Genomic DNA, 13,975 nt, shown 5'->3' with positions numbered 1-13,975 from the left:
AAACCATTGAATTTATTGATTATTTTGCTGGTTGACTTCCACTTAAAATCCGTCGGAGCAATCCATGCCGGTTCGAGTCCGGCTGCCCGTACCATGTATTCCGGTCACACTTGCGCTCGCCGCCCACGCAGAGCTGCTTGTGTGCCATCGGCTCGTCGCTCCTTTGGGGGGGGGGCGGTGAACGATCGCCGGGCCACCGTCAGGTCCTTCGGTAGTGATGCCTTTAGTGCAGTATCAGGTGTTCATCATACTGCGATGCGGCTTCACCGCCTGCTCGGCGATGGGCTGCATTATGCGTCCCAGACCATCAACATAGAGGCCATAGAGGCGGGCAAAGCCCCCCATATGCTCTTGGAGCGTCTCAACCGTGGCGCTCTGAAGATTCACCAAGTCCTGCACGGTACGCACCCCTATGGCCTGACGCGATAGGCGGTCATAGTGCGAGATCGACTGATTGCCCAATTCGGTCATGGCCTGATTGAGTTCTGACATAAGGTCAGCCGTTTGATGGCCGGCGGTGACGCAGACCTTGAGCGCTTCGCTCCCCATTTCGACGCCGCGTTGGCCAAGGCGTTGGGTTTCAGCGTGGGTGCGGTTCAGCGCGTCTTGACCGAAGGCCATGCCGCGCTCAGTGGACTCCTCCACGGCATCCCGTGTTCGATGTAGGACCTCGGACGCGGCGGAGGTGGCGGATTGCGCCGCGCCGCTCAGCGTGTCGGCGGTCTTGGGGGGCGTGTTTTCGGATTGGTTTTGCGGGGTCTTCAGCGGATCCTTAGTCGCATCCTTACGGGGGGCACGGGCAAGCGCGTGACCCGGGAGGGGAGGGAAGAAGGGCGGGGGTAAAGCCGGGGAGGCGACCTTGGTATAACCCGTTCTCCGTAAGGATGTTGCGGTGCTTCCCGCGACGAGGGGTAAGGATTGCCTAAGGTTTAACTGCGCCGTCCATAAGCGGAGTAAAAGGTGTCAACGGCGGCCTCGACCTCGGCGGCGATTTCGGCCTCGTCCGGTTCGGGGAGGTAGTTGAGAAAACGGGCCTTTTGATAACGGCTCTGGCACAGGGCGATGAACTGGTGAGCCGCGCGTAAGGTATCGTCGATGACGAATTCGCCGGCGTGGGCCGCCTCGGCCAGGAAGTTGGCGACATTGCGCGCGCCACGCAGCGGGCCGTTTTCATAAAAGGCCCGGCCTATGTCAGGCCAGCGTTCGGATACCGCCATGATGACGCGGTAATTGCGCATGGTTGAGTCGGACGTCACGATGCGCAGATACTGACGGGCCCAGCGGCGCAGGGCTTCGCGATATCCGCCGCCCTCGACTTCGAACGAGTCAATCAGCCGCGCATGGATGGCGCAATGTCGATCAACAAAGGCTTCGAACAGCTCTTCCTTGCTTTTGAAGTAGTTATAAAGCGTGCCCTTCGACCCACCCAACTTCGCAGCGATGGCCGACATCGACGTGGCGTCAAACCCTTCTTCAAGGAAAATCCGGCTGGCCACGTCCAGTATAGCTTCACGACGGGCGTCCTTGTCAGGACGAGATTTTAACTCTTGCATCATAGCCTCGGTGTGACGTGCAATCATTTGCAGACGTTGCAACGAACCACGTTTTGAATATGTGTCGCCGGTGCATCAGCCTTTTGCAGTGCGCAAAAAAATACTGACCGTACCGTACGGTTCAATTGACAATATAGCGTTCGCGGCGTATACGCGCAACAGATAAATGACCGTACCGTACGGTTCTATAAACTGAGGGCTTACCTGATGTTTGTATTTAAACGACCCGCAACTGGTTTACTCATGGGCGTTTCGGCTTTGGTGCTTACCGGCTGCGCTGCGCTACCTAACACAGAGCCCGTATCCCCAGTCCCTTCCGCCAGTCCTGTGCCTCAGGACATGCTGATCGGCCGCTGGTGGGATGGCTATAAGGACGCGCAACTTACCGATCTGGTACAAACGGCTCTGCGCGACTCTCCCAATCTGACCGCTGCCGCCGGGCGTCTTCTGAAAGCGCGCGCGCTGGAGGACACGCAAAAGGCGACGCTCTATCCTACGGCGACGGCTCTGGGTGCGTCCCTGCAGATGGGAGGTAAGGATCCCGCTATTGATGCCGTGACGCTCGGAGGCATCAATTTCGGCTGGGAGCTGGATTTCTGGGGTAAGAACCGCGCTGGGCTGAAGGCTACAGTCACCGCCGCCGAGGCCGCGCGCGCCGACGGACAACAGGCTGTGCTGGTCCTTTCGACCTCATTAGTCAATGCCTGGTTCGAGCTGGGTCATATGTATAAAGACCTTGATGTTGCCGAGCGCAATTTGGCCATCCGCACAGACACACAGTCTCTGGTTGCGCAAAGGGTCGAGGGCGGTCTGCGCCCGCGCGCCGAACTGGAACAGGCCCGCGCCAATGTTGCCAACAGCAAGGGCGAAGTGGCAGCTCTGAACGAGCGCATCCTGATCCAGCGTCACCTGATCGCGGCGCTGGCCGGTCAGGCCCCGGCATTCGGCGAAGCGCTGCCGAGACCCGTCCTGCCCGACACGCAGGATTTTAAGGCACCAACACGCATCGATCTGGAGTTGGTTGCCCGTCGTCCGGACGTGGCCGCCGCGCGGGCGCGGGCCGAACAGGCCGTGCACGGCACCGAACGCGCCAAGGCGTCTTTCTATCCCAATGTGAACCTGATGGCCTTTGCAGGCAAGGTGTTCCTCAACGACCTCTCAGGGTCGGGAATTGACGCCATCAATGCTGGCCCGGTGATCAGTCTGCCCCTGTTTGAGGGGGGGAGGCTGCGCGCCAATCTGCGCGGCGCAGAAGCGGATCAGTCGGTCGCTCTGGCCAGCTATCATCAGTCCGTCATCAACGCCATGCAGGAGGTCGCCGATACCGGTGCCAGCCAGACGGCGCTGAGCGAGCGGCTGAGCCTGTCCAACGAAGCCCTCGCTTCAAGCGAAGAGGCCTATCGCATGGCCCGTCTGCGCTACGAGGCAGGCCTAAGCGACTATGCCAGCCTGCTGGTTATCGAACAAAATCTCTTGTCGCAGCGGACCGCCAATACGGCCCTGCAAAGCCGAGCCCTGACCCTGGAAGTCGCCATGGTCAAGGCGCTTGGCGGTTCCTACTGAATTCCACGCTGAAGAAAAAGTGACGCACCATGTCCGATACTGAAAACACCCCGCCCGTTACACCTTCACAACCATCTCCCGCCAAATCCAATGATCGCCGCCGTCAGCTCCTAACCGGTCTGGCTGCTGTGGTGGCCGTGGGTGTACTGGGCTACGGCGCCTATTACATGCTGGTCGCCTCGCACTATGTTTCGACTGACAACGCCTATGTTGGGGCCGAAACGGCGCAGGTCAATGCGCTAGTCGGCGGGCCGGTCGCCCGCATCCTCGTCAAAGAAACTCAGACGGTGAAGGCCGGCGACGTGTTACTAGTCATCGATGACGCCGATGCCAACATCGCCGTACAGTCAGCACGGGCCGCGCTGGCTACTGCCGAACGCCGCGTGATGGGCTACTACGCCAACGACAAGGCGTTAGGCGGTCAGATGGGGGCCCGCGAAGCTGACATCGTGCGCGCCGACGCCGGGATCAAGGCCGCTGAGGCCGAGGTGAACCGTACCAAATTCGAATTCGAGCGTCGCAAGAACCTTGCCACCAGCGGAGCGGTGTCTCAGGAAGAGGTCGTGGCGACCGAAAGCGCCTATGCCGCCGCCATCGCCAACCTCAATGCCGCCCGTGCGGCTCGCATTCAGGCGCAAGCCGCCCTCGCGTCGGCCGAAGGCAACCGTCAGAGTAATGCCACGCTGATCGCCGGCGTTAAGCCAGGGGAAAACCCGGAAATCATGGCGGCGCGTGCGCGTCTTGCTTCGGCGGAACTGGAGCTGGAGCGCACAGTCGTGCGCGCGCCCGTAGCCGGCGTTGTTACCCGCAAGTCCGTGCAGGTGGGTCAGCAGGTGCAAACCGGTACGCCGCTTATGTCGGTGGTGCCGATTTCACAGGCCTATGTCGATGCTAACTTCAAGGAAGTGCAGCTTAAAAAAGTGCAGCCGGGTCAGGAGGTCGAACTGACCTCCGACCTCTATGGTGAAGGCGTCAAGTATAAGGGCAAGGTCGTCGGCGTGTCCGGCGGTACGGGCTCGGCCTTTTCACTGATCCCGGCGCAAAACGCTTCGGGCAACTGGATCAAGGTTGTGCAGCGTCTGCCGGTGCGTATCCAGATCGACGAAAAAGATCTTAAAATGCACCCATTGCGCGTCGGCCTGTCGATGAAGGCCAAGATAGACGTGTCGAAGTAACCCCGCCACGCATACCCCCTTTCCGGCTAGGCCGGTATCCCCCTTGATATCAGGGGGAAAGCTGAACTGAATGGAGCGCCTTATGGCCTCATCTTCTTCCAATGGCGGACCCGCGCCGCTGACCGGCGTGTCACTGGCTCTGGCCGCGGTAGCCTTGGCGCTCGGCACCTTCATGCAGGTGCTCGACTCGACCATCGCCAATGTGGCCTTGCCAACCATCGCCGGTAATCTTGGCGTCGCGTCTGATCAGGGTACATGGGTCATCACCTCCTTCGCCGTCGCCAACGGCATCTCGGTGCCGCTGACCGGCTGGCTGATGATGCGCTTTGGCGTAGTGCGTACCTTTGTCGTCTCGGTTGCCCTTTTCACGCTGGCTTCGTTCCTGTGCGGCATCGCGTGGAACCTGCCGTCGCTTATCCTTTTCCGCATCCTCCAAGGGGCGGTGTCAGGCCCGATGATTCCGGGTTCTCAGGCCCTGCTGATCATGATCTTTCCGCCTGATAAACGCTCAACGGCGCTAGGTGTGTGGTCGATGACCACCCTGGTCGCCCCGGTGCTTGGGCCCATTCTAGGCGGCTGGATTTCGGATAATTTTGCCTGGGAATGGATATTCCTGATCAATGTGCCGGTGGGAATTGCCTGTACGTGGATCTGCTGGCGCTTCATGCACAACCGCGAAACCGCGACTGTGGCGCGCAAGCTAAACTTGGTGTCCTTCTCGCTGCTTGTCTTCTGGGTCGGGACGCTGCAACTGGTGCTCGATACCGGTAAGGACGCCGACTGGTTCAATTCAGCGCATATCGTCATCTTGTCGCTGCTAGCCCTAATCGGGTTTGTGGCCTGGCTGATCTGGGAACTTCACGAAAACAACCCGGTGGTCGATCTGACATTGTTCAAAAGCCGCAACTTCGCGTTCGGCGTTATCGCGCTCTGCGCCGCCTATGCGGTTTTCTTCGGCAACAATCTGCTGATGCCACTGTGGCTGCAGACCAATATGGGCTATGTAGCGACCTGGGCCGGTCTGGCGGCGGCGCCTTCGGGGGTAGTCGCCGTCTTCCTAACGCCCTTTGTGGCAAAGATTTCCAACCGCATCGACGCGCGTATCATGGCGACGATCTCGTTGCTGCTGTTTGCCCTGTCGTTTTATATGCGCTCGCTCTATTCGCCGGATATCGACTTCGGCCATCTCATCTTGCCCATGTTCATTATGGGGGCGGCGATGAGCGCCTTCTTCACCTCGATGATCACCGTGTCGTTCCGTGATGTTGCCCCGCATCAGATGCCGGCGGCGTCGGGCCTGTCGAACTTCGCCCGCATCACGGCGGGCTCGTTCGCGGCTTCGCTGACCACTACCTTGTGGGACAATTACGAAACCCACGCCCTGAACAATATCTCAGGTGCGATGGCAGGCGGTGGAGGCGGCGGAAATTCTGGTGGGAGCGGTGGCGTCGATCAGGTCGTTTATCAGTTGATGCAGATGGGGATGTCCCACGCGCAAGCCGTAGCTGCCATTACGCGGCAGGTTAGTCAGCAGGCATATCTATTGGCCACTGTGGATATCTTCCGCATCTCGTCAATCATCATTGTGTGCCTTATCCCTTTGATCTGGCTGAGCCGCAAGGCCATGGCTAACGGGCAGGTCCACGCCGCGGATTGATCTTAGGACATACTTAGATGACAAATGCTGCCGGACGTCTCCGGCAGCATTTTTTGTGCGGAGGCTGAGGCAGATCTAGGCCGCTAGATCAAAGACCCCAGCCTTATCATGAGCGAGTGCTATGTTAGACAAGCTAGGTCGGGTTTCCGTTTTTCCGATTACTGACGAGATGTTGGCTAAACAGTACATTGCGCCCAAGCAAAAGCGGCGGCAAGTTTCCCTGCCGCCGCTTCCAAGAATGGGCCCGAGGGCTTAGCGCTTGAAGTTAAAGCCGATGTAGAAACGACGGCCGAACAGGTCGAAGTTATCAGCCGAAGTTTGACCCAGCCAGTCAACTGGATCAGCGTCGAAGGCGTTGACCACGCCACCACGCAAGATCACACCATCCTTCACACGCCAACGGAACGAGAAGTCGTGTGTGACATAGTCGCCGGTCGTGAGGAACTTGTACTCACGGTTATCCGGATCACTACGCAGGAAGTCTATATCGGCAATTTCCTGGCTCGACTGGAAGTCGATATTCCAGAAGAAGCTGAGGTCCGGCTTGTAGTTCCAGGAGAAGCTGGTGTTAAAGCGCAGTTGCGGCTCCTCGACGGCTTGTGCGAAATCGGTGTGCACCAGAGGCGCATCGATATTTGTGTACGAACGGTCGAATTGCAGGTAGGTGCCGCGCACCTGAACGCCCAGATTGCCAAGGTTCTTGCCGAAGACATTGTTCAGCGGTTGACGATACAGGAAGGTGAAGTCCATCCCCTGGTTTTCGTACTTGGCGTAGTTGAACGAGCCTTGCAGGAACGACGTCATCCGATAGCTGACATCGGCACCGCCGCGGGTAATCAGACCGCAGGCCTGAGAATTGAGCACCGGTCCACCCACGCATTGGTTCGCCAGGGTCTGAGCCGTGATTGAAGCGATAACGCTGTTGATTTCAATATTGTACCAGTCAAACACGAGCGTAGTGCGCGGGAGAATTTTCGGCGTCAGGATCAGGCTGAGGGTCTTCGAAATCGACTCTTCAGGCTTCAAGTTCGGGTTGCCCCCGTTGAAACCCGCGGGCGAAGTCGGATAGCTGATAGCGGTCCCTGTCGGAATGCCTAGGGCAAGACAGTTGGCAGTGCGGTACTGACGAATTTGCGTATTGGCTGTGTTGTTGATGTTGGTAACATCGCACGGATCAACGAAGCCGTTAGCAAAGGTCTGGCTTTGCAGTGAGAAGTTCTCCGAAAGCGACGGGATGCGCACAGCCTTGCCTCGGGTCCCGCGGATCTTCACTTGCTCATTAATTTCCCATAGGAACTGAGCTGAGTAGGTATCCACCTTGCCAACCGTCGTGTAGTCCGAGCGGCGGGCCGCGCCTGAGAATTCGAGGCGGTTAACAAACGGCAGGTCTTTTAGAAGCGGGACGCGCAGTTCAGTGAAGATTTCTTTGGCTTCGTACTGCGAGTACGGGAAGTCAGCTCCGGTGTTCAAGAACAGAAGGCGATCACCTGTGGAAGCCGTACGGCCCTTGCCTTCAGCTTCTTCTTTACGCCACTCGACGCCGACGGCTGCACCGATTGGGCCAGCACCCCAGAAGTCCCAGAATTCACCCGATCCGTAGGCAAGGAAATGCTGTTGCTTGTTGGTGTGGGAGACCTGTATCTCAGCGTCAAAATAGTTGCGCGCCGCCGGATCGTTTTGCCCGTTGCCGAAGATGCTAAACGGCACGCAGCCTGTGACCTTCGGATCGGTCGGGCTCATGGTCCCAACACGGTAGGGATCGGGGATGGAAATGCCGTTGGCAGCTAACAGTTGCACGCGGCAAACGATTTGCCCCGGCTTACCGCTGACCTTACCCGCCGTATCGACCACCGCATCCGCGCCGTAGCGGTAACGTTCAACATCAACGGCGCGTTCATGGTTCTCATTCGTAAGCTCGCCATAAACGTAGCTTGCTTCCCAAGAAATGTTCTTGGCGAACAGGAACTGATCAGCTTCGCCTTTCGCACCGATTACGTAACGCTGCACTTTGCGGTAGTTTAGCTGATTGCGCAGCGGGCCAAAGTTTGTGAACATGGCGCGCGGGTCGAGGGCGCCCGTCGAAACCACATTCCCGTTGGCATCGTAGGTTTTGCGCGTATTCGTGAGAATAGCCGTCCGCAGATCGGAAGAGAGATAGGCGTTATCAAGGCCAATGTTGAACGAACTGGTGGCTGGAGTCCATTGCGGCATAACCGCGAGGGTGGGCGTTGTCGTCCCATTCGATACAGGGGCCCGCGTGAAGTCATAAATACCGATGTTGAAGAACGACCCCTGTCCTTCGTCGTAGGTCGTTTCTTTGATGTACTTGGCTTCTGCATAAAGCAGGACGTTCTCGGTCAATTTGAAGTTCAGACCACCCTGAACGCGGCTGGCGTTCGATTCCGGGATCCGGCTGCCTTGCGAGAATTCAGTACCAATATTCAGGCCGTCGCCGCCAACGTTGTTGGTGCGTGCCCCGCCAACCGTAACTCGTGAACCCACATTGAGCCCGCGCGGTGTACCATCATTGGCGAAGACGAATGCACTACCGGCGTTGGCAAAGAAGCAGTTTGTGTTGGTGCCGGTAGCTGCAGGGAAGGCATTGTAAGCAAGCTTTTGAGCAGCAGTTGCGGTGGCCGCCAAGGTCGGGGCACTACAACCGGCGGAGGACGCCGGAATATCTGGGTCGGTTGTCGGGCTGGCCGTGATCGCCGACGAGAGAACCAATAGGCCTGTATATGGGCGCGAGAAGTTGCGAACGCCGCAGAGCAGTTGGTTATCAAGGACGCCGTCATTATTGTTCGGCGAGGCCTGATCGGCATCCATCGCGTATAGGCCGCAGGCGCGGCGGCGCCAATCCACGTCGGAGTCTTTGACCTGATCGTTTTCTTCGTGTTCCAGCGATAGGTATGCGTTCAGCTTGTCATCGAAGAAGTTTTTGCCGAACAGCATGGACAGACGCTTTTGCGCTGTGCCGTCCTGGTTGATTTGCGAATAGGCCCCATCGACTTCGACGCCTTCGAAATCGCGCTTGAGCACATAGTTTACGACGCCCGAAACGGCATCGGCACCGTACATAGCCGATTGACCGCCCGTGATGATGTCAATGCGATTGATCAACAGGCGCGGGATGGAGTCCACATCCACCGAGAGAGACCCTTGCGGTGCACCAACGTGACGCTTGCCGTCCACCAGAACCAGTGTGCGCTGCGAACCGAGGAAGCGCAGGTTCAGCAGCGAAAGCCCGCCGTCGTTTAGGTTGGAACCCGTGGTGTCTTCCGGAACGGTCGAACCGGACAGGGCGGGGATATCGGCCAGTTGGTCGATGATATTGGGCACGCCCGATTGTAGGAGATCGTCCTGGGTGACGCTGATCGTTGGGGCCGGGGCATTGGCTACGCTGCGGCGGATACGCGAGCCCGTAACAACCACTTCCTGTACAGCTTCGGCCGGCTTAGCCTCGTCCGTTTTTGGGGCTGCGTCTTGGGCCTGCGCAGCACCGCCGGATACCGTCGTCATTACACCCGCAACCACCGCACTGCAAAACGAGGTTGTGGCCAGAAGACCAAATCGTCTCGATTCTTTTTTCACACTCTATCTCCGGGATTATGGACACTTTTGTAGCCGAAAAGCTGCGGCCATTTTTTTTTTTGGAAACACATAACGCCTCGTCGTCACGGACTCGTCAATGTCTCGCCACAAATTTGTCCATTACGAATGAAACCTGTTTCAATAAGGTCACACTGGCAACTAGAAAACGCTCGTCACCTTGGGGAAATGACCTGGAAAAAGTGCGTGTTTTTCCCTTGTTTGAAAGCGTTCAAGGCGGAGAGCAAAAAAGAAACCATGCCGATCACCCGCTCTTGGGTCCTTCGAAATGTGTCGAGATAACGGTGAAAAAGCGTCCTTCCCTATGACTTAGTCGTAGCTATTCGCGCTCGCACACATTGCGGCGCATCATTTTTTTGGCTTCCGACGGGTTTGCTCTGAACCGCACGCTGGTCTAGCTTGGCCAGTAGTCTTGCTGGCGGGTGCGCATGAACGGCTACATTCTACTCACTGCAGCGGCGGCCTACGTGGCAGGCCTGTTTGCTATTGGGGCTTGGGCCGAAAGCTGGGCACGTCGTGAGAACCGCCGATCACCTCTTCGTTTGCCAGCCTATGCGCTCTCACTTGGCGTCTACTGTACAAGCTGGACCTTTTTCGGCGCGGTCGGTTCTGCAGCCGGGGAGGGATGGAGTTTTGTTCCCATATATATTGGGCCCATCTTGCTATGGTTGTTTGCGTCGCGTTTTCTGACGCGACTCATTGCCGCTGTGCGTGCCGAAGGAGCGACATCGATTTCCGACTTTATCGGCGCGCGGTTCGGCAAAAGTCGCGGTGTGGCGGCGCTGGTGACGCTGCTGGCTTTGTTTGGCACAATTCCTTACGTGGCGTTGCAATTGCGCTCGGTGGGGACCAGCTTTGCGGCGGTGGCGGGCGGTGAACGCCTATGGCCCATGACCCTGACGACGCTGGCCCTAGCGTTGTTTGCCATGCTGTTCGGGACACGGCACTATGTGGCCTCCAGCCGTAATGAGGGCATATTCTACATCATCGCCACCGAATCTCTGGTCAAGTTGGTGGCGTTGGTTGCCGTTGCCGGGTTCGCCGTTGTGGCATTTATGAGCGCGCCGCCCGATTTGCGCAGCGTCGGCTGGGCCCACTTTTCAGCCCGCTTTGCCCCGACGCAGCTAAATCTCGATTTTGGCGTCATGACGCTTCTGTCGATGGCCGCCGTCGTGTGCCTGCCGCGTCAATTCTACACGGCGGTCATCGGGGCTGACCGGTCGGAGGACGCACAAAAGGCGCGCTGGCCATTTGTGGGTTATCTGCTGGCGACGCTCGTCGTAGTGCCGCCCATTACGTTGGCCGGGCTGACGCTTCTGAGCCCGGATGTGCCGCATGATCTGTTCGTCCTCAACCTGCCCTATGCGGCAGGGCTTAACGGTCTGACCCTTCTGGCCTTTATCGGCGGCTTCGCGGCGGCGACCGGCATGGTGCTGGTGGAAACTATTGCCCTATCGACCATGATCTCGAACGATCTGATCGCGCCCTTCTTGCTGCGTCACCGCAGCGCCTCATCCGCAGTGGATTTCGGCAAGCTGATGCTTTGGGTCCGCCGCGCCTCAATTGCAGCGGTGATGGGGGCCGCCCTGACCTATGCCCTGTGGGTGCCGCCGGGGCAGCAACTGGCGGTCATTGGGCAGATTGCCTTTGCCGCCATCGCGCAGTTTACACCGGCTCTTCTCCTGGCCGTCAATGGTAAGCCGCGCGATGCCGCCGCTATTCAGGCCGGGCTTCTGGCCGGGCTGATCGTGTGGACCTACACCCTGTTCTGGCCAACCATAGCCTCGCTGCAATGGCTTGAGGGCGTGGCTATGACGCCGTTCGATCCGCAGGGCCTGTTCGGAATAAAGGTCTTTTGGCCTGAACTAAATCCGTTGGTGCACGGAGTGGCGGCCTCGCTGGGTGCCAATGCTGCCGCCTGGGGTCTGGTCTCGGCCTTCGGGCGCACACGTCCGGGGTTTGGCCTGCGCCTGACGCCGGCGGTGCGGCAAGGTGCGGTTCACAGTCTCGGGCAACTTACCGCGCTGACAGCGCGCTTTGCCGGGCCCGAAGCGGTGGCGGAAGCCTTTGGCCGCATACAGGACCAAGCCCCCATCGACCGCGCCGACGTGCGCCGGGCCGAGCGGCTGATTGCCGGCGTGGTCGGCGCACCTTCGGCCCACGCCATCGTGTGGTCGGCCCTCTCCGGCACGGCGATCAGCGTCGATGAGGTCGCGCGCCTACTCGACCGTTCGGGCCAGAGCCTGCAGTTTTCGCGCGGCCTTCTGGCGGCGACGCTGGAAAACATCGACCCCGGCGTCAGCGTAATTGATCAGAACCTGCGGCTAGTGGCGTGGAACACGCGCTATCTGGAGCTGTTCCAGTATCCGCCGGAACTTGTGCGCGTCGGCACGCCGGTGGCCGAGCTGATCCGCTTCAATGCTGAACGCGGCGAATGTGGTCCGGGAGAGGTCGAAAGCCACGTCGAGCGCCGGCTGGAGCATATGCGGCGCGGCACCCACCACGCCTTTCAGCGGCGGCGCAATGACGGGCGGGTGATCCGCACGGTCGGCGGCCCCATGCCCGGCGGCGGTTATGTCATGTGCTTTACTGATGTGACGGGTGAGGCCGACGCCCTGTCGGCGCTGGAAACGGCGCGGGCCGAGCTGGAGAGCCGCGTAGAACGTAGGACCGCTGAACTGCGTCTTGTCAATTCGGCTCTGGAGCGAGCGACCGAGGAGAAGACACGCTTTCTGGCGGCGGCCAGCCACGATCTCCTCCAACCTTTGCACGCCGCGCGCCTGTTTACCGCGGCTTTGGCCGAAGAGGTGCAGGGCGAGGCGCGGGACCTCGTTGATAATGTCGAGCGCTCGATCGAGGCGGCGGATGCCCTCCTCAAATCCCTCCTCGATATCTCCAAGCTCGATGCCGGAGGCGTCACGCCGCGCCCGGTGCGCTTCGATCTGTCGGTTCTGGCGCGGGATCTGAGCCTGATCTTTACGCCCTTGGCGGCGGAAAAGGGGCTGAGTCTGAGGCTGATTGCGCCTTCCGTGTGGGTGGAGACCGACCGCAACCTGCTGCGTTCGATACTGCAAAACTTCCTGTCTAATGCCGTGCGCTACACAAAAACCGGTGGCGTGTTAATGGTGTTGCGGCCGCGCACCGACCGTGTGCGCATAGAGGTCTACGATACCGGCGTCGGCATTGCCGAGGCCGATCAGGACCGTATTTTCCGCGAATTTGAGCGGCTGGGGGTATCGGGTGAGGCTGGGGTTGGGCTGGGGCTGGCCATAGTCGAGCGCACGGCGCGGCTTTTGGGGCTGCGCGTTGAGCTACGGTCGCGCCTGGGGCGCGGCAGTCGCTTTGCCGTGACCCTGCCGCGTGTTGCGGCGGTGGAGGTCGTGACGGCGGGACCGGTGCCCATTAACGCCCCGGCAAGACGTGTGCTGATCGTCGATGATGAGCCGGCGGTGCGTGAGGCCATGTCGGCGCTTTTGACGCTGTGGGGGTGCGAGGTGCAGGCGGTGGATGACACGGAGGCGGCCCTCAGTCAGGCTGAAACTGTCGACTGCGCCCTGATCGACTATAATTTGAGTGAGGGTCAGGACGGCCTGTCGCTGATCCGGCGCTTGCGCGGGCGTAATCCAGACCTGCGCGTCGCCCTGATCACCGCGGACCGGGACCCGGCGACCGAGGCGGCCGCTGAGGCGGTGGGCGTGCCGGTCTTCGCCAAACCCGCTGAGCCCAAAACCCTGCGGCAGTGGCTGGGGGTTTAACCGTCGATCCCGATGCCCAGAGCGCGGGCGGCCAGCACGGCCTGAGTGCGGTTTTGCACATCCAGCTTGCGCATGATGGCGGTCATATGGGCCTTTACCGTGGCCTCTGAAATGCTGAGGTCGTAGGCGATCTGCTTGTTAAGCCGCCCGGCCAGCACGCCCAGCAGGACGCGCAACTGCGTCGGAGTCAGGTCGGCGACCTTGGCGGCGACCGTATCGACCTCCGGGTCGGCGGGCGGCGTGTCGCTGATGCGGCCTTCCAGAGCATCGCTGATGGCCTCCTGCATCCGGGGCAGTGGTTGATCCTTGCCGATAAAGCCCACGGCCCCGAAGCGCCGGGCCTCGCGCGCCGCCTTTTCGGCTTCGGCGGCGGAGACGACCAGTACAGGCACGTGCGGCACTTCAGCGTGCAGCAGGGCGACACCCGAAAAGCCTTCGGCACCGGGCATGCGGAGATCGAGCAGGACCAGTTTGAGGTTAGTGGCCTGACGCACGGCCTCAAGGGCGGCGTCCAGCGTACCGGCTTCGAGGATATGGGCGTCCGGACGGACCTTGCGCGCCGCCAGTATCAGGGCCTGACGAAAGAGCGGGTGATCATCGGCGACCAGAATGGAGGGTGCCGAAACGGGAAGGGGCATACTCAAGACGAAACCTCCGGCCGCA

The 13,975-nt window shown here is 59.8% G+C and carries 8 protein-coding genes; 4 read left to right on the top strand and 4 right to left on the bottom strand.

Annotated elements, in window-relative coordinates; genetic code table 11:
• Positions 1-234: 234 nt before the first annotated feature.
• Both ASTEX_RS07300 and ASTEX_RS07295 read right to left on the bottom strand, forming a co-directional pair.
• The gene (locus ASTEX_RS07300) at positions 235-621 is read right to left on the bottom strand and encodes a phasin family protein (protein ID WP_013478966.1); all 387 of its coding nucleotides are present in this window, start codon (positions 619-621) and stop codon (positions 235-237) included.
• A gap of 308 nt (positions 622-929) precedes the next feature.
• The gene (locus tag ASTEX_RS07295) at positions 930-1,580 is read right to left on the bottom strand and encodes a TetR/AcrR family transcriptional regulator (protein WP_245532485.1); all 651 of its coding nucleotides are present in this window, start codon (positions 1,578-1,580) and stop codon (positions 930-932) included.
• 180 nt (positions 1,581-1,760) lie between these two features.
• On the opposite strand from ASTEX_RS07295, the gene ASTEX_RS07290 reads away from it, so the two are divergent.
• From ASTEX_RS07290 to ASTEX_RS07280, 3 genes are all read left to right on the top strand, one after another.
• Complete coding sequence (locus ASTEX_RS07290; RefSeq protein ID WP_013478964.1) at positions 1,761-3,116, top strand: efflux transporter outer membrane subunit; 1,356 nt, start codon at positions 1,761-1,763, stop codon at positions 3,114-3,116.
• Positions 3,117-3,145: 29 nt separating this feature from the next.
• On the top strand, positions 3,146-4,291 hold the full coding sequence (locus ASTEX_RS07285) for an HlyD family secretion protein (protein WP_013478963.1): 1,146 nt from the start codon (positions 3,146-3,148) through the stop codon (positions 4,289-4,291).
• An 82-nt stretch (positions 4,292-4,373) separates the two neighbouring features.
• Positions 4,374-5,948: a DHA2 family efflux MFS transporter permease subunit gene (locus ASTEX_RS07280; protein WP_013478962.1), complete on the top strand. Its 1,575-nt coding sequence runs from the start codon at positions 4,374-4,376 to the stop codon at positions 5,946-5,948.
• Positions 5,949-6,200: 252 nt separating this feature from the next.
• On the opposite strand, the gene ASTEX_RS07275 is transcribed toward ASTEX_RS07280, so the two are convergent.
• Positions 6,201-9,539 (bottom strand): TonB-dependent receptor domain-containing protein, encoded by a 3,339-nt coding sequence (locus tag ASTEX_RS07275; RefSeq protein ID WP_013478961.1) that lies wholly within the window; start codon positions 9,537-9,539, stop codon positions 6,201-6,203.
• 677 nt (positions 9,540-10,216) lie between these two features.
• Here ASTEX_RS07275 and ASTEX_RS07270 point away from each other — a divergent pair.
• Positions 10,217-13,312 carry a hybrid sensor histidine kinase/response regulator gene (locus ASTEX_RS07270; RefSeq protein WP_218918597.1) on the top strand — a complete coding sequence of 1,032 codons (3,096 nt, stop codon included), beginning with the start codon at positions 10,217-10,219 and terminating at the stop codon, positions 13,310-13,312.
• Here ASTEX_RS07270 and ASTEX_RS07265 read toward each other — a convergent pair.
• On the bottom strand, positions 13,309-13,950 hold the full coding sequence (locus ASTEX_RS07265; RefSeq protein WP_041659072.1) for a response regulator transcription factor: 642 nt from the start codon (positions 13,948-13,950) through the stop codon (positions 13,309-13,311). The genes ASTEX_RS07270 and ASTEX_RS07265 overlap by 4 nt on opposite strands.
• Positions 13,951-13,975: the final 25 nt, after the last annotated feature.

The sequence above is a fragment of the Asticcacaulis excentricus CB 48 genome (assembly GCF_000175215.2).
Classification (GTDB): domain Bacteria; phylum Pseudomonadota; class Alphaproteobacteria; order Caulobacterales; family Caulobacteraceae; genus Asticcacaulis; species Asticcacaulis excentricus.
The sequence above is the reverse complement of the archived record's forward strand: the minus strand, read 5'-3'. Positions and strand labels throughout refer to the sequence as shown.